This window comes from Aquilutibacter rugosus (assembly GCF_036541335.1).
GTDB classification, from domain to species: domain Bacteria; phylum Pseudomonadota; class Gammaproteobacteria; order Xanthomonadales; family Xanthomonadaceae; genus Aquilutibacter; species Aquilutibacter rugosus.
In genome coordinates, this window is sequence record NZ_JAZHBO010000002.1 from 680,617 (window position 1) to 699,610 (window position 18,994).

General features: G+C 59.7%; 19 protein-coding genes and 1 tRNA gene. 6 read left to right on the forward strand and 14 right to left on the reverse strand.

The window, feature by feature from the left end:
• Positions 1-27 precede the first annotated feature (27 nt).
• Positions 28-897: a protease HtpX gene (htpX, locus tag V3390_RS08490; protein ID WP_331688871.1), complete on the reverse strand. Its 870-nt coding sequence runs from the start codon at positions 895-897 to the stop codon at positions 28-30.
• Positions 898-1,022: 125 nt separating this feature from the next.
• Between htpX and gluQRS the strand changes: the two genes are divergently transcribed.
• The 3 genes from gluQRS to phaR all read left to right on the forward strand — a co-directional run bounded on the left by gluQRS (position 1,023) and on the right by phaR (position 3,339).
• Complete coding sequence (gene gluQRS / locus V3390_RS08495) at positions 1,023-1,883, forward strand: tRNA glutamyl-Q(34) synthetase GluQRS (protein ID WP_331704095.1); 861 nt, start codon at positions 1,023-1,025, stop codon at positions 1,881-1,883.
• 116 nt (positions 1,884-1,999) lie between these two features.
• Complete coding sequence (gene phbB, locus V3390_RS08500; protein WP_331704096.1) at positions 2,000-2,740, forward strand: acetoacetyl-CoA reductase; 741 nt, start codon at positions 2,000-2,002, stop codon at positions 2,738-2,740.
• Positions 2,741-2,817: 77 nt separating this feature from the next.
• Complete coding sequence (gene phaR, locus V3390_RS08505) at positions 2,818-3,339, forward strand: polyhydroxyalkanoate synthesis repressor PhaR (RefSeq protein ID WP_331704097.1); 522 nt, start codon at positions 2,818-2,820, stop codon at positions 3,337-3,339.
• Positions 3,340-3,425: 86 nt separating this feature from the next.
• Here the strand turns inward: phaR and V3390_RS08510 are convergent, their stop codons facing one another.
• The 3 genes from V3390_RS08510 to V3390_RS08520 form a co-directional block, all read right to left on the reverse strand.
• Positions 3,426-4,370: a M48 family metallopeptidase gene (locus V3390_RS08510; RefSeq protein WP_331704098.1), complete on the reverse strand. Its 945-nt coding sequence runs from the start codon at positions 4,368-4,370 to the stop codon at positions 3,426-3,428.
• An 84-nt stretch (positions 4,371-4,454) separates the two neighbouring features.
• On the reverse strand, positions 4,455-6,311 hold the full coding sequence (locus V3390_RS08515) for a formylglycine-generating enzyme family protein (protein WP_331704099.1): 1,857 nt from the start codon (positions 6,309-6,311) through the stop codon (positions 4,455-4,457).
• 74 nt (positions 6,312-6,385) lie between these two features.
• A tRNA-Thr gene (locus V3390_RS08520) sits at positions 6,386-6,461 on the reverse strand.
• A 136-nt stretch (positions 6,462-6,597) separates the two neighbouring features.
• Here V3390_RS08520 and V3390_RS08525 point away from each other — a divergent pair.
• Positions 6,598-6,840, forward strand: a complete 243-nt coding sequence (locus V3390_RS08525) for a hypothetical protein (protein WP_331704100.1) — start codon at positions 6,598-6,600, stop codon at positions 6,838-6,840.
• On the opposite strand, the gene V3390_RS08530 is transcribed toward V3390_RS08525, so the two are convergent.
• The 6 genes from V3390_RS08530 to murJ are packed head-to-tail and all read right to left on the reverse strand — an operon-like array spanning position 6,800 to position 14,866.
• Positions 6,800-7,918: a ribonuclease D gene (locus tag V3390_RS08530; RefSeq protein ID WP_331704101.1), complete on the reverse strand. Its 1,119-nt coding sequence runs from the start codon at positions 7,916-7,918 to the stop codon at positions 6,800-6,802. The two genes, V3390_RS08525 and V3390_RS08530, sit on opposite strands and share 41 nt — an antisense overlap.
• Positions 7,919-7,921: 3 nt before the next feature.
• Positions 7,922-8,875 (reverse strand): 4-hydroxy-3-methylbut-2-enyl diphosphate reductase, encoded by a 954-nt coding sequence (gene ispH / locus V3390_RS08535; RefSeq protein ID WP_331704102.1) that lies wholly within the window; start codon positions 8,873-8,875, stop codon positions 7,922-7,924.
• A gap of 11 nt (positions 8,876-8,886) precedes the next feature.
• Positions 8,887-9,375 carry a signal peptidase II gene (gene lspA / locus V3390_RS08540; RefSeq protein ID WP_331704103.1) on the reverse strand — a complete coding sequence of 163 codons (489 nt, stop codon included), beginning with the start codon at positions 9,373-9,375 and terminating at the stop codon, positions 8,887-8,889.
• 26 nt (positions 9,376-9,401) lie between these two features.
• A complete protein-coding gene (ileS, locus tag V3390_RS08545) occupies positions 9,402-12,203 on the reverse strand; it encodes an isoleucine--tRNA ligase (protein ID WP_331704343.1) in 2,802 nt (933 codons plus the stop codon).
• A gap of 59 nt (positions 12,204-12,262) precedes the next feature.
• Positions 12,263-13,222 carry a bifunctional riboflavin kinase/FAD synthetase gene (locus V3390_RS08550; protein ID WP_331704104.1) on the reverse strand — a complete coding sequence of 320 codons (960 nt, stop codon included), beginning with the start codon at positions 13,220-13,222 and terminating at the stop codon, positions 12,263-12,265.
• A gap of 27 nt (positions 13,223-13,249) precedes the next feature.
• Positions 13,250-14,866 (reverse strand): murein biosynthesis integral membrane protein MurJ, encoded by a 1,617-nt coding sequence (gene murJ, locus V3390_RS08555; RefSeq protein WP_331704105.1) that lies wholly within the window; start codon positions 14,864-14,866, stop codon positions 13,250-13,252.
• 109 nt (positions 14,867-14,975) lie between these two features.
• On the opposite strand from murJ, the gene rpsT reads away from it, so the two are divergent.
• Complete coding sequence (gene rpsT, locus V3390_RS08560) at positions 14,976-15,248, forward strand: 30S ribosomal protein S20 (RefSeq protein ID WP_331688894.1); 273 nt, start codon at positions 14,976-14,978, stop codon at positions 15,246-15,248.
• A gap of 80 nt (positions 15,249-15,328) precedes the next feature.
• Here rpsT and V3390_RS08565 read toward each other — a convergent pair whose 3' ends face one another.
• The 4 genes from V3390_RS08565 to rplU form a co-directional block, all read right to left on the reverse strand.
• Positions 15,329-15,691, reverse strand: a complete 363-nt coding sequence (locus tag V3390_RS08565; protein ID WP_331688895.1) for a DUF1428 domain-containing protein — start codon at positions 15,689-15,691, stop codon at positions 15,329-15,331.
• A gap of 67 nt (positions 15,692-15,758) precedes the next feature.
• Positions 15,759-16,823, reverse strand: coding sequence for an Obg family GTPase CgtA (cgtA, locus tag V3390_RS08570; RefSeq protein WP_331688896.1), 1,065 nt, complete (start codon positions 16,821-16,823; stop codon positions 15,759-15,761).
• A 121-nt stretch (positions 16,824-16,944) separates the two neighbouring features.
• Positions 16,945-17,202, reverse strand: a complete 258-nt coding sequence (gene rpmA / locus V3390_RS08575) for a 50S ribosomal protein L27 (RefSeq protein ID WP_331688897.1) — start codon at positions 17,200-17,202, stop codon at positions 16,945-16,947.
• A gap of 21 nt (positions 17,203-17,223) precedes the next feature.
• Complete coding sequence (gene rplU / locus V3390_RS08580; protein WP_331688898.1) at positions 17,224-17,544, reverse strand: 50S ribosomal protein L21; 321 nt, start codon at positions 17,542-17,544, stop codon at positions 17,224-17,226.
• 268 nt (positions 17,545-17,812) lie between these two features.
• Here rplU and V3390_RS08585 point away from each other — a divergent pair, with 268 nt between their 5' ends.
• A complete protein-coding gene (locus V3390_RS08585; RefSeq protein ID WP_331704106.1) occupies positions 17,813-18,985 on the forward strand; it encodes an OmpA family protein in 1,173 nt (390 codons plus the stop codon).
• The last annotated feature ends 9 nt before the right edge of the window (positions 18,986-18,994 follow it).

Here is an 18,994-nt window from a genome sequence, read left to right on the forward strand (position 1 = left end):
AAGCGGGCCGAAGCCCGCTTTTTTCGATTACTGCACCGACGCCTGCAACGCAGCAATGCGTTTTTCCAGTGGCGGATGGGTCATGAACAGCTCGGAAAAACCGCCGGTGTAACGACCATTGATCGCGAAAGCGGCGATCGCTTTCGGCATCTCGTCCGGTTCGTGACGCGACTTCAGACGTTGCAGTGCGGCGATCATTTTCTCGCGACCGGCCAGACGTGCGCCGCCGATATCGGCACGGAACTCACGATGACGCGAGAACCACATCTGCACCAGCGAGGCCAGCAGACCGAACACAATCTGCAGCACCATCACCACGGCGAAATACATCATGCCGCCGCTATTTTCTCCGTCACGCCCACCGGCGACCAGGTTGGCCACCACGCGCGACAGCATGATCACGAAGGCGTTCAACACACCCTGAATCAGCGCCATGGTCACCATGTCACCATTGGCAACGTGGCTCACTTCGTGACCGAGCACGGCTTCGGCCTCGTCAGCAGTCATCGACTGCAACAGACCCGTCGAGACGGCAACCAGCGAGTTATTGCGGCTCGGACCTGTGGCGAAGGCATTGACGTCCGGCGAATCGTAGATCGCGACTTGCGGCATCTTGATGCCGGCGGTCTGGGCCTGGCGTGCAATCACATCGACCAGCCAGCGTTCGCTTTCATTAGCCGGTTGCTCAATGACTCGACCACCGACACCGCGTAGCGCAATCCACTTGGACATCCAGAGGGAGATGAAGGAACCACCCATGCCGTAGATCAGTGCAAACAGCATGCCGTTGGTCGGCACCTGGATGCCGAAAAACGTGCGCAGAACAAACAGCACAATAGAGATCATTGCCAGTACGGCAACGTTGGTCAGAATGAAAAAGAAAATTCGCTTCAACATGTGGATGCTACTTCCGCAATTTGGCCACCGCCACCCGGTTAGCCTTCCCCAATAAAATGGGGTAATTTCACGACAAACTCAACCACCACCTGAACGGATTGTTCCACTTGATTCAGCCCGCTCCCATGCCTGCGACTGTCCGCGGTCGATTTGCACCCTCGCCCTCGGGGCCTCTGCACTTTGGCTCCGTGATGGCCGCACTGGGTAGCTGGCTGTTCGCTAAACAGTTCGGTGGCGAATGGTGGATCCGCGTCGAAGATGTGGACCGCGATCGTTGTCGCTTGCGGCATGAGCAAACGCAGCTTGGTGATCTGGAGCTCCTGGGACTGCATTCCGATGGCCCGATCGTGCGCCAATCCGAGCGCACCGCACAGTATCAGGTAGCACTCGATCAGCTGCTCTCAGCCGGCCATGCGTTTGAGTGCCGCTGTTCGCGCGCCGAGGTGGCGGCCATGGGCGGATCGCATCATCGCTGCCTAAACCCGCAGCGTAGGGGACCTGCTTCGATCCGCCTGCAGGTTCCGGCGGGCACTGTGATTCATTTCCGCGATCGGCTGTTGGGTGCAATGCAACAGGATGTGCATGCTGACATCGGCGATTACACGCTGCGCCGCGCCGATGGCCAGTGGACCTATCAGATGGCCGTGGTGGTCGACGATGCCCTGCAAGGTATGACGCAAGTAGTCCGCGGTGCCGATTTACTGGATTCGACAGCTCGTCAGATCTACTTGCAGTCGCTACTGAACTACCCGACGCCGGAATACGCGCACTTGCCTCTGCAGTTGGATCGCAATGGCCGCAAGCTCTCCAAACGCGACGAGGACCCGCGCGCCGTCAATCTGCACGACGCACCGGTGAGCATGTTGCAACGCGCGTGGCTGGCCTTAGGGCAAACTCCTGTTACGGCTATTCGCAACGCCGACACGGTGGCTGAATTTCTTGAGATCGCCCGTAATCACTTCGATGAGTACCTGATCCCGCGTTAACTCAGAATTGTGTTTTTGCGCTGCACCAACGAAAGTTTCGCTCCGCGCTTTCAAATTGAATACTCAGCTGTCAGGATGGAACGGTCCATTTTTCAGTGTGATAAGGATTCTTGAACATGACGACACGAGTTGCACTAGTCACAGGCGGCACCGGTGGTATCGGCACGGCAATCATTAAGCGTCTGGCTCAGCAAGGATGCAAAGTTGCCACCAATTATCGTGATGAGACCAAGGCCAAAGCCTGGCAGGAGCAACTCAAGTCCGAGGGCATCGAGGTCTACCTCGCCAAGGGCGATGTCAGTGATCCGGCCCAGTGCGAGACGATGATCAGGGATATCGAATCCAATGTCGGCCCCATTGAAATTCTCGTCAACAATGCCGGTATCACCCGCGATTCGACCTTCCACAAAATGAAGACCGAACAGTGGAAGGATGTGATCAACACGAACCTCAACTCGTGCTTCAACGTAACGCGCCCCGTGATCGAGGGCATGCGTGAACGCAAGTGGGGCCGCATCATTCAGATCGCTTCGATCAACGGCCAGAAGGGTCAGTATGGTCAGGCCAACTACGCCGCTGCCAAAGCCGGCATGCATGGTTTTACGATTTCACTGGCGCAGGAAAATGCCAAGTTCGGCATTACCGTCAACACAGTATCCCCCGGCTACATCGGCACTGACATGGTGATGGCCGTGCCCGAGGATGTCCGTAACAAAATCATCCAGCAAATCCCGACCGGCCGTCTGGGCATGCCCGATGAAATTGCCTATGCCGTCAGCTTCTTTATCCCCGACCAGGCAGCCTGGATCACCGGCACCAACCTGTCTGCCAATGGCGGCCAGTACATGGGCTGGTAATCCGCTTGTTTTAGCGTATAGACTGAAAGGGCGTCCCTAGCGGTTCGCCCTTTTCGCGTCTATACAGAGTGATTGCCATGTCGGACACCAACCGTGTCATCAAAAAGTACCCGAATCGCCGTCTGTATGACACGGCCATCTCCAGCTACATCACGCTGGATGATGTCCGCAGACTCATTATCGAAGGCGAGTCCGTGCAAGTGCTCGATGTCCGCTCCGGCGAGGATCTGACGCGCCAGGTGCTGCTGCAGATTATCAGCGAGCACGAACAGCAGGGACAGCCGGTTCTGTCCGAGCGCATGCTGAGCCAGATCATTCGTTTTTACGGTGACTCCATGCAGGGCTTTATGGGCAATTATCTGGAGCGTTCCATGCAGCTGTTTATGGATCAGCAACAGCAGCTGCGTTCGCAGTTCAGCGGCCTGATCGAACAGACCCCATGGAATCTCATGAATCAGCTGACTGAGCGCAATATGGCCCTCTGGAAAGACTTCCAGCGCAATATTGTCGGCAGTATGCGGACACCGACCGAATCGGCCTCCACCGATGACGCGCCCAAGTCCAAGTCCTCTGCAGGTAGCAGCAAGAAATCGAACTAGCTTTTAGCCGCCTGTTGTGAGTCATAAAAAATCCCCGCCGAATGGCGGGGATTTGTTTTGTGCAATCTTACGGCGCTAGTGCAGGCTTAAAACGTAGAGCCTGTCGCCGCCGCACCGCCACCGCAGTACTTCGAATAGAACGCCTTGGCCGCCGGCATCAGCTGGCTCAGACGTTGCATGCGATTGGCGGGATCGGGGTGCGTCGAAGCAAATTCCGGCGGACGTTCACCGCCACCGATTTGCCCCATGCGTTCCCACAGCGGAATGGCTTCTTCGGGGTTGTAGCAGGCAGCAGCAGCCAGCATCAGACCCACCTGATCGGCCTGCGACTCCTGATTGCGACCGTAGGGCAGGATCAGACCGTATTGCGCACCGGCGCCCAGGGCACCCATGATGGCGCGCTGCGAACCGGGATCCATGCCGGACATCGCCACGCCGGTTGCCATTTGGCCCATTTGGATCAGCTTGTCCTGCGCCATGCGCTGCGAGCTATGGCGCAACAGGGCGTGCGCAATTTCATGACCCATCACAACGGCCATGGCGTTTTCATTTTGCGTCACCGGCAACAGACCCGTGTACACCGCCATCTTGCCGCCCGGCAAGCAGAACGCGTTTTCCTGATCCGACTGGATCACGGCCACATTCCACTCAAAATTCTTGTAGCTATCCGGCACCGGCTGCTTGTTCTGCGTCGCCAGTTCGGTTGCGACCGCCGGCACCTTGTTGATTAGCCGCTGCGCAATAGTCCGAATCTGTTGCGAGACCTGCGTGTTCTCAGGCAACAGTGCGCCTTGCTGCTGCGCCTCGCCAACAACTTGCTGGAAGGCCTGCCCTCCCAACACTTTATCTTCCTCAGGCGTCGTGCCGTAGTGCGCTTTCTCACCGGTGTAAGGATCGACTTGCGCCGAACCGAACCAACTGAAGGCTGCGTAGGCCGCAAACAGCAGCGGAATAATCCAGCGCAGACTGAAACCACCACCACCGGAGCGGCGGCCAAACGGCGAACCCGAAGAATTGCCAATAGTATTCATGAAATAAGAGACTCCGATTTTCCGGTGCTCCGCACCGCCCCCTCACTATACCCAATGCTTAGTGAAGCAAAATGAAGGCGATCTTCACAAATCGCGAACCACCCGAAAGCCGATCTTAGCGTTGGTAGTATCGGCGTCAATGCCGACCCGGAAGGCGCTGCGAGTCTGCGCGGGAGAACTGGCCCAGGACCCGCCTTTCGTCACATACGACCGACAGCCCGAGTTGACCCAGGCCTTGCCGTCCTTGGGCGCGCGCCGAAAACTGGCGTGGATACAATCCGCCGTCCATTCACTCAAATTGCCGCCCATATCACGCAGGCCGAAGGCATTGGCCGCAAACTGCTCCACCGGCGCGGGTCCCCAATAGCCATCGCCGTAGCCTTCGAAACCGTTGGCCCAGCGACGGCCACTGACTGACACATCGCGCAGGCCCGTCAGGTTTTCTATCGGTGACTTTGGCGAGCCACTGCCCCACGGGAACACATCGGCGCTGCCTGCTCGCAATGCGTACTCAAATTCCGCCTCGGACGGCAGTCGGTATTCGTGTCCGGTTTTTTCAGTAAGCCACTGCACATAGGCCAGGGCATCGCGCACGCTGACGTGCATCACCGGCGCATTCATGGCTGCCTTGGCACCGTGAAAATCCGAATACCAGTCCACAAAACTCTGGCGTGCGTAGTTGCCGGACGACTCGCTGTAAATGGTGCTGAAACCTCGCCGCGAAGCTCGCGTCCTGTGTTGTGTTGCCGCGATGAATCGACCGAACTCGGCCACCGTCACCTCGTGCTCGGCCATCGCAAAGCCACGGGCGAATCGCACTTCGTGCGCCGGTTTCTCGTTCTTGTTCGCTTGCGGATCGGCATCCGTCGAACCCATGATGAAGGCACCATGCGGCACCACCACCATGCGCGGTCCGCGTCCGCCGCTCGGCATCTCATCGGTAAAGGTCTGACCGGGGCGATAAGGACCGTAATGCTGAAACAGCTCGATGCGCGTGCTGAGCTCCGCCACCAGCGGCTCGCCCGGCTGCGAGACGCGAATCATCTCGACCAGTTGGGCGCGTGCCAGCTTTAGGTCGCCGCGATCCGCCAATCCGGCAATGCCCTGCGCTTTCAACAGCTGCAGATAACGGGTGCGATGAGTCTGCAGTTCCTTAGTCGCTGCAGCGACATTGCCATCGGCATCGGAACGTACTTGCGAGCCCTGACGCAGCGCCCGTGCGGACAGGTGATAAAGCCGTCGGTTGGCCTCGAATCGAGCGCGATCAATGAAGGCCTGTTCGACTTGCGCCAAGCCCTGCTGAGCCACGACGTTGGTCGGATCGGTACGCAGCACTTGCCGATACAAACCCTGCGCGCCCTGATCGGGGGCATCGCCCAAGTCTTTACGCTGCAGCGCGGCCAGTGCCTGACCGTTGAGTAATGCCGCCACCTGGCGCCGCTCAAATTCATCGAGGAAGGCAAACGTCCGCTCCTCGCCCGGTGCGGCAGACCGTATAACCGCTGCTATGGTCCGCGCCTGGTCTAACGCCGTCGGATTGCTGTCGAGTTGCGGCAATAGTGCCTGCCCGTCCACGAGAAGCGCGTCGATTGCTCTCTTGCGCAAACTCTTGGCGCGCTGCAGTTGCCCAGGCGTATTGGTGGCATTGGACTCCACGGCGAGCACAATCGGCAATACCGACTCAGAATCCAGGAACCATTGGTGATTCTTGGCCGCAAGATCGGCCTGATCGAGCGCGGTGTCAACCTGCTCGGGACCCACAGTTACTGTGGGCGGAATCCAGCGCTCCAGTGCCGGCCCCTCAGTCACGCGAACCCGACCCGCAGTATCGGCTTTGGCCGCCACCGCCTTGGGCGTTGCATCGCGGTCGCATCCTGCCGGCGACAAGGCCGCCAGCAGCGACAGACACAGAGCCGGCAGTGGAGTCAGACGATTGCGCATGCCCGTTTACTTTAGCCTATTGCACTGTCCGCCCCAACAAAAAAGCCCCCGCCGAAGCAGGGGCCTTAATTTTGTGGTGCCGGAAATAGGAATCGAACCTACGACCCCATCATTACGAATGACGTGCTCTACCAACTGAGCTATTCCGGCGTGCCGAATAGTATAACTGCAAGCCCAAACCGGGGCAAGATGAGGCCGTTTTTCATGAATTGCGGCAGCGGTCTCGTCGCTGTCTCATTGCAGGAGATTGAGCGATCGCATAGTGGTGAAAACGGAGGATTTCACCATGCTCGCCATTGCCCTAATTTCCAGCGCCCTACAGTCTTACCTAGTCGTCGGGGCCCTCACCTGCCTGATCCTGCCGCGGGTGCGTCACGGCCTGTTCCGCGCCCTTAACCCTACCCGCTGGCACCGTCACCCCAAGGCCGCCTATTTGGCGTTTGTGGTGGCAGTGGCGGCCAGTGCCACGGTGGCCTGGCCCTGGCTACTCAGGAATCGCTACCTGCAACCGGCGTCGCTGCGCCTGTAAAGACCGGTTCCAGCACCGATCGCCGCCAACCCGCCAGCAAGCCAAGCCATTCGCCGGTATCCATCCAGGATTCGATCCAGCGGCGAGATGCCAGAAAACTGTCGCTAAAGCCGTGCGCGTCACTGACTTGCTTGACCGCCACCTGCAAATCCTTGAGTCGCTGCTTGTCGCGCTGCTCGTACAGACGGGCATCGGGCAAGTCGGCCTCGTCCGGTAAGGGCTTGCTCACCACGGATTGCAGAATGCCGGCAATTTTCAGCGGTGCCTTCGGCATCTTTTCCAGCACACGGCGCAGGTCGGCCTCGGATTGCGGCTGTGCGCGCGCCAACTCCAGAGCGGCATCATTGGCCAGCACCCAGGTCCGCGGCAGGTTGTTCTGACGCGCGCGCTGCTCGCGCCAGGTTAGCAACCGATGCAGCACTTGCTGTTGCGGGATGTTGAGCAGGCCCGAGCCGCGCAGGGACAGATGCGGCCAGGTTTCCAGGCGATCGGCGCGCGCCTGTTCCAGGGCGTAGGCCATGTCCTCCGCAAACCAGTCCGTGTAGCCCTTGGCGGCCAACTGCGGCGCCAGCACGGCATAGGCATCGAGCAGGTAGGACACATCCGCCGCGGCGTATATCTTCTGCGAGTCGGTCAAGGGGCGACGCAGCCAGTCGGAGCGTTGCTCCCCTTTCTCCAGCGCCACACCCAATGTTGTTTCGATCAGTTTGAGGTAGCTCATGCCACCGCCCATGCCGAGCATGGCGGCCGCCTGTTGCGTATCGAACGTATGACGCGGAATGGCGCCAATGTTCTCGCGCAGTGCTACCCAGTCCTCGGACGGGCTATGCACTACGGCCAGCAAATCGTCGCGTTCAAACAGAGATCGCAGAGTCTCGTGCACGCCCGATTGCAGCGGATCCACCAGCAGGACCAACGGCGGCTCACCCTCGACTGCAGCCGGGATACCGATTTGCACCAGGGCCAATTGCGGCCAGAACGTGCGCTCGCGCATGAACTCGGTATCGAGCGTGTAGTGATCGGTAATGCCTGCCAGTGCTTCGCGTAGCGGGGCTTCGCCTTCGATCCATTGCATCATGGGTCAGGACACCAGATTGATGCGCAGCTCTTTGGGCAAGGCAAACACCATGTCCTCGGGCTCGCCGTGCAGTTCGCGGACGTTGGCGCCGCCATTAATGTCCTGCACACGATCGATCACGCCGCGGACCAGAATGTCGGGAGCGCTGGCGCCGGCCGTAAGGCCGATCTTGGACTTACCGACCAGCCATTGCGGATCAATATCGTCAGCGCCGTCAATCAGGTAGGAAACGACGCCCTCGCGCTCTGCCAGCTCACGCAGACGATTGGAGTTGGAGCTGTTGACGGAGCCGACCACCAACACGATATCGGCAACAGACGCTAACTCGCGCACAGCGTCCTGCCGGTTCTGAGTGGCGTAGCAGATGTCGTCGTTGCGCGGCCCCTGAATTGCGGGGTATTTCTGCCGCAGGGCCTCGATCACGGCACGCGTGTCATCTACCGACAAGGTGGTCTGCGAGGTGTAGGCCAACTTCTCGGGCTGCGAGACGACGAGCGCTTCCACGTCTTCGACGTCCTCGACCAGATACATGCTGCCGGTCGCGCCAAGACGCTCCCACTGACCCATTGTGCCTTCGACTTCGGGATGGCCTTCGTGGCCGATGAGAATGACATCGTCACCTGCACGGCAATGACGTGACACCTCGAGGTGGACCTTGGTCACCAGGGGGCAAGTCGCATCAAATACGCTCAGCCCGCGCTCCTGCGCCTCGACACGTACGGCTTTCGAGACACCGTGGGCCGAAAATATCACGGTGGCGCCATCGGGAACTTCGTTGAGCTCCTCGACAAAAATAGCACCGCGCTCGCGAAGGTCATTGACGACGAAGCGGTTGTGCACCACTTCGTGACGGACGTAGATCGGCGCGCCCAACAGCTCAATGGCGCGGTTGACGATCTCGATGGCGCGATCCACGCCGGCGCAGAAGCCGCGCGGATTGGCCAGAATGATTTCCATGACAGATGACCTCAACGTTGATTTTTGTTCCGGTCAGCAAACAGACTGCCGACAGCAATCAGTATCGCGCCCATCACAATGGACGTATCGGCAATATTGAAAGCGGGCCAGTAGAAACCGCGATAGTGCCACTGGATAAAGTCGACCACATGACCGAAGCGCAAACGGTCGATGACATTACCGATCGCACCGCCAATGACCAGCGCGAACGGCATGGCAACGTTCCACTCGCGGCGCGGAGTACGAGCCAGCCAATATGTCAGCAGCCCGCTGATGGCAACGGCGAGCAGACTGAAGAACCACAGCTGCCATCCGCCCGCGTTGCTCAGAAAACTGAAGGCCGCGCCTTTGTTGTAGGTGCGAAACCAGTTCCAGAATCCCTCGATGACCACGACCGGCCGATATTCGGGCAGCGTTGTCAGAACCCAAAGCTTGGTCCACTGATCGAGAAGAATGATCGCGGCGGAGAGCACCAGCCAGATGAGTGCATTAGGACGCATGGTTGCAGGTTTTCCATTTGACATACTCAGAACCAATCCCGTTGTTCGCCGTCGCCGGCCACGTTATCTACACAGCGCACACACAAGCCCGCGTATGCAGCCACCGTACCGACATCAGCGCGGTGTTGCCAGCAACGCACGCACTTGGGCTTGTCGGTCTTGGCTGCAAGGATTTCAATGCCATCCTGCACGTCTCCTGCAGGCTCGATGCGCACATCGCCCGAGATGAAGAAGAATCGCAATTCATCGATCATTGGCGCCAGCCAGTTGGCATCGGCGACATTGACACGCAACGTAATCTCAGCGTCCAGTGCGGCACCGATCTCGCCATTAGCGCGCATCGGTTCCAGTACCTTGGAGACCTGCTCACGCAGATCGAACAGTCGCTCGAAGTCATTGGCATCGAGTCGCGGCGCCGACAGTTGCGCTTGCGGAATGTCGTACCAGGTGGTGAACCACAACTCCTCTTCGCGGGTGCCGGGCAGATAGCCCCAGATCTCATCGGCTGTAAACGACAGAATGGGCGCCATCCAGCGCACCATGGCCTCGATCACGTGCAGCATCGCCGTTTGTGACGAGCGACGGGCCGGTGCGTTTTCCTGCAGGGTGTACAGACGGTCCTTGGTGATGTCCACATATTGCGAACCCAAGTCAACGGAACAGAAGTTAGCGAGCAACTGCACGACCGTCGCAAAGTCGTACCGCTCGTAGGCCGCCGTGATTTGCTGCTGCAGCTCTGCCGTGCGATTGACGACCCACTGATCCAGCGGCAACAGATCGGCCGGTGCAACCGCATGGACAGTCGGATCGAACCCGTTAAGGTTCGCCAGCAGGATGCGCGCGGTGTTACGAATGCGGCGATAGATCTCCGAGGTGCGCTTAAAGATTTCCTTGGAGACGGCAATCTCGGCCGAGTAATCCGCCGATGCCACCCACAGACGCAGAACGTCGGCACCCATGGTGTCCATGATTTCCTGCGGCGGAATCACGTTGCCGATCGACTTGGACATCTTGCGTCCCTTTTCGTCGACTGTGAAGCCGTGCGTCAGCACCTGCCGATACGGGGCGTTGCCGTACATTGCATTCGAAGTGAGCAAGGACGACTGGAACCAACCGCGGTGCTGATCGGAGCCTTCGAGATACAGATCGGCCGGACGATACAAACCGTCTTCCGGACGTTGCGCCAGCACCGTTTCATGCGTACTGCCCGAATCGAACCAGACATCCAGCACGTCGGTCGTTTTTTCGTAATCGGCGGCTTCGGCACCGAGCAGTTCGGCGGCATCGAGCTGCCACCAGACGTCAATGCCTTCGGCCTCGATGCGCTGTGCGACCAGCTCGATCAGCTCCGGTGTACGCGGATGCGGCTCCGCCGTCTCGCGATGAATAAAGAACGGAATCGGTACGCCCCAGGTGCGCTGGCGCGAAATAGTCCAGTCCGGACGGCCTTCGACCATGCCGTGGATGCGCGCCTCGCCCCATGCCGGTGTCCATTGCACCGTAGCGATGGAACGCAGCGCCTGATCGCGCAGGCCTTCCTTGTCCATAGAGATAAACCACTGTGGCGTGGCACGAAAAACAACGGGCTTCTTGTGGCGCCAGCAGTTCGGATAGCTGTGCGTGATGCGATTCTGTGCCAGCAGTGCCCCGCTCTCCTGCAGGACCGGCACGATGACGGTGTCGGCCTTCCAGATGTGCGTACCGACCAGCTCCGTTTCACCAACAGCCGGAGTACCGGGCAGATATTTGCCTTGACCGTCGATCGGTGTGATTTGGGCGGCGGTGTATTGCGGCAGGATGCCTGCGCGTTGCGAGACGGCATAGTCGTCGGCGCCGTGACCCGGTGCGGTGTGCACCACGCCGGTGCCGTCATCGGCAGTGACGTGATCGCCCAACAGGACCGGCACCGTGCGTTCGGCATAGAACGGATGGCGCAGGCGTTCGCCTTCGAGATCGCTGCCATTGACGGTGGCAAGAACAGTAGCGTTTTCCAGACCGTAACGTTGCGCAGCGCGATCGGCCAAGGTGGCGGCGACGATCAGCCAGCGGGCGCGGCCATCGGGCAACGAAGGGCCTTCGATCAGTGCGTATTCCAGATCCGGGCCAATGGATACCGCCAACGAGGCCGGCAAGGTCCAGACCGTGGTGGTCCAGATCGGCATGGCAATGACGGCATTGTCGGGCAGCGAAACGCCAAACAGCCCGGCGAGACGTGAGCTCTCGACGGCCTCATAGGCGACGTCAACGGCCAGCGATTGCTTGTCGGCGTATTCGATTTCGGCTTCGGCGAGTGCGGAGCCGCAATCAAAGCACCAGTACACCGGCTTGGCACCGCGAACGATGTGACCGCGGCTGAAGATCTTGCCGAGACCGCGCACCATGTCGGCCTCAAAGCGACGATCCATGGACAGATACGGACGCTCCCAGTCACCCAACACACCAAGACGCTTAAAACCATGACGTTGAATGTCAACCTGTTCGGCAGCGTACTCACGACACTTGTCGCGGAACTGCTCCGGCGTCAGCGGATTGCCGACTTTGCCGAATTTCTTTTCGATGGCGATCTCGATCGGTAGACCATGGCAATCCCAACCGGGAACATACGGTGCATGGTGATTGTCCATCCACTTGGACTTGACGATGATGTCCTTGAGAATCTTGTTCAGGGCATGGCCGATGTGAATCACGCCATTGGCATACGGCGGACCATCGTGCAGCACAAAGGTCTTGCTGCGATCGCGCGTAAAGGCCTGCACGCGATCGTACAGACGCGACTGCTCCCACTCCGCCAGCCGTTGCGGCTCGCGCTTGGGTAGATCGCCACGCATCGGAAACTCGGTTTCCGGCAGCAGCAAAGTGGATTTGTACGGATTGGTGTCGTCGTTGCTCACGCCGTCGCTCGTAATGTGAAATGGGAGTTCAACACCTGACGTGCCTCATCGGCATCGCGGTGCATTTGCGCAGTGAGCGCTTCCAGTGAATCGAATTTTTTCTCGTCCCGCAGTTTGGCTGCAAAATCCACGCCGATGCGTTGGCCGTAGAGATCGCCTTCGAAATCGAACAGATGGACCTCGAGGAGCGGTTCGTGATGCGTGCCGTTGACCGTAGGACGCGTGCCGAAACTTGCAACCGCAGGAAGGCGGCGCCCGTCCGCCAAGTCAACCCAGCAGGCATAGATGCCATGCAGCACCGGCTGATAACGGCTGTAGCGAATATTGGCCGTAGGGAAGCCTAAGGTGCGGCCGAGTTTGGCACCGTGAACGACCTTGCCTTCGATGCGGTACGGCCTGCCTAGCAGTTGCTCTGCAGCTGCAAACTCACCGGCGCCCAACTGCTGTCGAATGACTGAACTGGAGATGCGTTCGCCGGCCAGGTGTTGCGGTTCAATCTCGTGCGCCGTAAAGCCGAGCCTGCTGCCCTGCTCCTGCAAGGTGTCCAGATTGCCGCCACGGCGATGGCCGTACGCAAATTCCGGCCCCACCCACACCTCGCGCGCCTGCAGCCGATCGTGCAGGATGCGGCGGGCAAATTCGTCGGCCGTCATACGCGTCATGGATTCGTTGAAGCGCAGCAGGCCAACGGAGTCGATCCCGAGTTGGTGCAAGCTGCGCACACGTTGCGAGGACAGCATCAGACGCGGCTGGCGCTGCTCGCGGGCAAACCACTCGCGCGGCAAGGGCTCAAACGTCAGCGCAACCGATGGCAAGTCAAGGGCTTGCGCACGCTCCACCGTGCGGCGCACCAACGCTGCATGACCCAAATGAAGACCGTCAAACGCGCCGATGCAAACCACACTGCCCTGCGGGAATAAAAGGTCCCCGTCAACGTCGCGAAATAGCCTGCTCATGAACCCCACAGTATAGCGCAGGCGCCTCTAGTGCCCTTTGAAATCCCGTGGCCGCACGCCCATCGCCAGCAGGCTCAGACCGTAGATGGCAACCCCGGCGCCAATCAGCAGCGCCAGACGCCAAATCCGCGAACCGAAGTGCCAAGCGCTCCAGTCGGACCAGTGCGTTCCGAGCGCCCAGACCGTCGCCGCCATCAGCGTCGCCGCCAGCGCGATCTTGACCAGGAAGCGCAGCCAGCCGCTCTGTGGCTCGAACAGTTGATAGCGGTGCAGTGCGATCCCCAACGCAATGGCATTGACCCAGGCGGCGAACGCAATCGCCAGCGACAGAACGACGTGTACACCGGGCGTGGATCCGGCAGCGCTGAGCCAATTGTGATCGTGCATCTGCAGGGCCTGACGACCGGCCTCGGTAGCCAGCATCCAGGTGGCGGCGCCGGCGAACACGAACAGCGCATTGGCCAACAAGGAGGCCAGTGCAGCGCGCATCGGCGTGCGTGCATCCTGTCGTGCGTAGAACGCGGGCGCCAGCACTTTGACGAGCAAAAATGCGGGTATTGCCAGGGCTTGAGCTACGATGCTGCGCGAAGTCATCTCCAGATCCGTCGCGTTAAAGCGACCGTACTGAAACAGCGTGGCCACCACCGGTTTTGCACACAGTGCCAGGCCGATACAAGCCGGAATGCCAATCAGCAGACATAAGCGAAAGCCCCAGTCGAGACTTCGCGAATATCCCTGTCGGTCCGCCTGCACGTAATGGCTGGCCAGATTCGGCAAAATCACCGTGCCGATGGCGACCCCGAAAATCCCCAGCGGAAACTCCAGCAAGCGATCGGCGTAATACAGCCAGGTCACGCTGCCGGCCGCCAGCATCGTCGCGACCACAGTATTGAGCAGCAGATTCACTTGCGCGACCGACGAGCCCAGGATGCCCGGCCCCATGCGCCGCAGCACTGCACGCACGCCGGCATCACCCGCTCCCCATTTGGGCTTGGGCAGCAACCCCAATCGCATCAGGGACGGAATGTGGAAGGCGAGCTGCAGCACGCCGGCGATCGTCACGCCCCACGCCAACGCCCGCACTGGAATCTGCAAGCGACTCGACACGGCCAATGCCGCAACAATCAGCGACAAATTCAGCAGCAATGGTGACAACGCGGGCACCGCAAAGCGACCGTAGCTGTTGAGAATGCCGCCGGCCATCGCGGTCAGCGAAATCAGCAGGACATAGGGGAACGTAATGCGCAGCAGTTCGGTAGCCAGACGGAACTGCTCACCATCGGGCGCAAAGCCCGGAGCAAACCAACGCATCAGTAGCGGGGCCAATGCAAGTGCCAGACCCGTCAGCACCAGCAGTCCGGCAATCAGGGTGCCGGCCACCTTATCAATGAACTCGCGAACTTCACGCTCAGAGCTGCTGTCGCGGTATGCTTGCAGCACCGGGACAAAGGCCATGCTGAAGGCGCCTTCGCCGCTGATTCTACGCATGAAATTGGGGATGCGGAAAGCGACCAGAAAGGCGTCCATGGCGGCGCCGGCACCGAAATGAGTGGCGTAGATCTGGTCGCGCACCAGGCCGGAAATCCGCGATAGCAGGGTCATGCTGCTATGGATGCCGGCCGACTTGGCCAAACCCTTAGACATTTCAGCCACTTACCTTGACTTTCGGAAAAATACAGGTCATACTTTCCCGTCTGATTGTTCAGAAACCAACATTCTAACCAGCTTCACTACCGTTTTCAGGAATTTCACAGTGGCAAACATCAAATCCGCCAAGAAGCGCGCCAAGCAAGCTGTCGTTCGCAATGCGCGTAACGCCAGCCAACGCTCCATGCTCCGCACTTCTGTGAAGAAGGTGATTAAGGCCCTGGCCGCAAACGATGCTGACGCTGCGCAAGCCGCCTTCAACATCGCTCAGCCGGTGCTGGATCGCCTGAGCTCGCGTGGCCTCATCCATAAGAACAAGGCCGCCCGTCACAAGTCGCGCCTTTCGGCCCGCATCAAGGCTCTGAAGACCGCTGCTTAATCTCTTAAGCACGGAATTCTGCACCACTAAAAACCCGGCCATGTGCCGGGTTTTTGTTTGTCTTAAGCTCAGGTCCCTATTCACTCGGCACTGAGTTCGATCAGCCCTTTGAAGCCGCCGTAAATCATGCGCGCGCCGTTAAACGGCGCCGTGGTCATATCGACGCTCAGGACCTCGGGGTCCGACATGATGATCTTGTTGACCTTATCGCGCGTGCGTTTGTTCGGGTAGACCACGTACGAAAAGAACACGGTCTCGCCCGGCTCTTTCTTTACAGCCAGATCAAACGAAGTGACCTTGCCCGACGGGACATCATCGCCTTGGGCCTCAATGTACTGCAGCGCCCCGAGCTGGATCAGCTTCTTGCCGAACTTGCGCCCCCATTTCCGGTATTCGGCGATCCGGTCGGAATAGACGGGAATGACGAATCCATCAATGTACATGGCGCAGACTCCTGAACTGGAAAAGGGTATACCAGTAGACACCCGATCGACGGCGCAACACAAGCCCTTATGGCTGGTACGGCGCCTCATTCAGACGTTCGGCTTCCTGCTCTTCGCGCTGAGCGTCAAAGAAGGCCATCACATCCTTCATGATCGGCCAGGTGCCATCGCGGCCGATGGCGCTGACGCGATACCAGCGATCCTTCCAGTCGAGCTCCTGCAGGATGCCTTGGGTGACTTCTTCCCACTCGTCCTCGAGAATCAGGTCGGACTTGTTGAGAATCAGCCAACGCGGTTTTTGCATCAGCTCGGGATCGTGTTTGATCAACTCCCGCTCGATGGCGCGGACCTGATCAGCCGGTGACATTTCGACGCCGCCTTCCATGGGTGCCATGTCCACTAGGTGCAGCAGCAATCGCGTGCGCTGCAAATGGCGCAGGAACTGGGCCCCGAGACCTGCACCGTCGGCAGCGCCTTCGATCAGACCCGGAATATCGGCGATCACAAAGCTGCGATGCGGTTCGACGCTGACCACGCCCAGGTTCGGGTACAAAGTGGTGAAGGGATAATCGGCCACTTTGGGCGTTGCTGCCGACACGGCGCGGATCAAGGTGGATTTACCGGCGTTAGGGAAGCCGAGCAAGCCGACATCGGCCAGCAGTTTGAGTTCGAGTTTGAGCTCCCGTTCCTCGCCCTCGGTACCCGAGGTGGCGCGCTGCGGCGCACGGTTCGTAGAACTCTTGAAGTGCATATTGCCGAGACCACCCTGGCCGCCCTGCGCAACCAGCAGGCGCTGGCCGTGTCGGGTCAGGTCGCCGATGATTTCATCGGTCGCCACATTGATGATGACGGTACCGACCGGCACGCCGACCGTGAGATCCTGGCCGCCTTTGCCGTACATTTGCCGCCCCATGCCATCTTGACCGCGTTCGGCCTTGAAGCGGGTCTGGTGACGGAAATCAACCAGAGTGTTGAGGTTCTCGTCGGCCTGCAGGTATACGCTGCCGCCATCGCCGCCGTCGCCGCCGTCGGGGCCACCGAGCGGAATGAATTTCTCGCGGCGGAATCCGACACAGCCGTTGCCGCCGTTACCGGCCCGGACTTGGATGTTTGCTTCGTCTACTAATTTCATGCGGTCAGTGTATTACGGTTTGGTGGCAGCACGACGCTGCGATGAGCAAACAAAAGCCCCGCGCAGGCGGGGCTCTTGCGAAATCGGCATCCGGCCTTGACCGGTGCCGAAGCGAATCGGCTTATTCGCCGATGACGCTGACGGTGCGACGCTTCTTCAGGCCCTTGGTCGAGAACTCGACCTTGCCGTCGACAAGCGCAAACAGCGTGTGGTCACGGCCAATACCAACGCCGGCACCGGCGTGGAATTGCGTGCCGCGCTGACGCACGATGATGTTACCGGCTTCAATCGCCTGACCGCCGTAGATCTTCACACCCAGGTATTTCGGGTTGGAGTCACGGCCGTTACGGGTCGAGCCTACGCCTTTTTTCTGTGCCATGGTTCGTTCTCCCTGTAACGATTATTTGCTGTCACCACCGGTGATACCGGTGATTTCAATTTCGGTGAAATGCTGACGGTGACCCATCTGCTTACGGTGGTGCTTACGACGACGGAACTTGACGATGCGGACCTTGTCGGCGCGGCCATGGCCAACGACCTTGGCTGCAACAGTGGCGCCCTTCAGCGCGTCACCAACGGACACGCCGTTGTCACCGCCGATCATCAGAACGTTGTCGAACTTAATTTCATTGCCGGCTTCGGCATCGAGCAATTCAACACGCAGGGTTTCACCCTGCATGACGCGGTATTGCTTACCGCCAGTCACGATAACTGCGTACATGAGACCAGATTCCTCTGTAGTTATTTTGGTCAGTTCTACCGCACGGCCGTGGGTAGAAGCGGAATTATACCCGCCCTGTCGCCGCGACGCAAGTCATTGTCTACGTTACGATTTTTGACCCAACCACTGCATCAAGCTGAACAGATGCGAACCGAGCATTTAACAAATGCCCCCGCGTTTTCATGGTCTTTACATCTGCTGTGCTGAAGTGGTCCCAGGCAATCACTTTGTGGTTCGCCCCCACTTTCTCCTTTTAGGGACATTTACCATGTTTGAATCCTTAGTATCTCAAGTCGGTGGCCGCTTCGGCCTGACCGAGGACAAGACCAAGCAATTGCTGGGCCTGCTGATCGGCCTGATCTTCAACGAAGGCCGTGGCGGTCCGACCGCCTTCCTGCAATCGTTCCGCGACAAGGGCCTGGGCGATGTCGTAGCCTCCTGGCTCGGCACCGGCGACAACCTACCGGTCAACGGCAGCCAAATCAGCAATGTGCTGGGTTCGGACGTAATCAACAGCTTCGGTAACCGACTCGGCTTGCCGGGTGCCACCGTGAGCGACGCCGCCGCCGCACTGCTGCCGACCGCCGTCTCGACGCTGGCCAGCAACGGCACCCTGGAACTGGGCGCTCTGGACCGCATCCGCGGCTGGTTTGGCAGCCTGTGGGATGATGGCGACGCCGCCGTGCGCACCGCCGCTGTCGGTGCCGGCGCTGTTGGTGCCTCGGCTGCTGCCGCAACCGCTGCTGCTGTGGACCGCGAACCGGTGACCCGCACCACCACGACCGAATCGGTGCCGCCGCGTACCACCTACACTACGACCCAACCGGAACGTACATCGGGTGGCTGGTGGAAGTGGCTGCTGCCGCTGCTGGCTCTGCTGGTCGCCATTTGGGCCTTCCGCAGCTGCGACACCACGGACAAGGACGCCGCCATTGCTCCGACCACCGCAGAGACCCCGGCTGTTGCGCCGGTCGACACGACGGCTACCGACACCGTGGCTGCTGCGGGTGATTCCGCCGCTGCCGCGCTCCAGGAAGCCGAAGCCAAGGCTCGCACCGCACTGGGTGCTTTGACGGCCGACTCCTCGACCGCCGACTTCAAGGCCGCTCTGGACATGGTACCGATCCAGTTCGACACCGCCAAGTCGACCATCAAGACTGAATCCAATGCGATTCTCGATGAAGCCGCCAACACCATCAAGAACATGAAGGCCGGCTCCAAGATCGAGATCCAGGGCTACACGGATTCGGACGGTGACGACGCCGCCAACCTGAAGCTGTCGCAAGAACGCGCCGATGCTGTCAAGGCCGCTCTGGCGCAACGCGGTGTGTCGGCTGACATCCTGTCCACCAAGGGTTACGGCGAAGCCAACCCGATCGGTGATAACGCCACTGCTGAAGGCAAAGCCAAGAACCGTCGCATCGCTTACGACATCAAGTAAGCCCTCGCG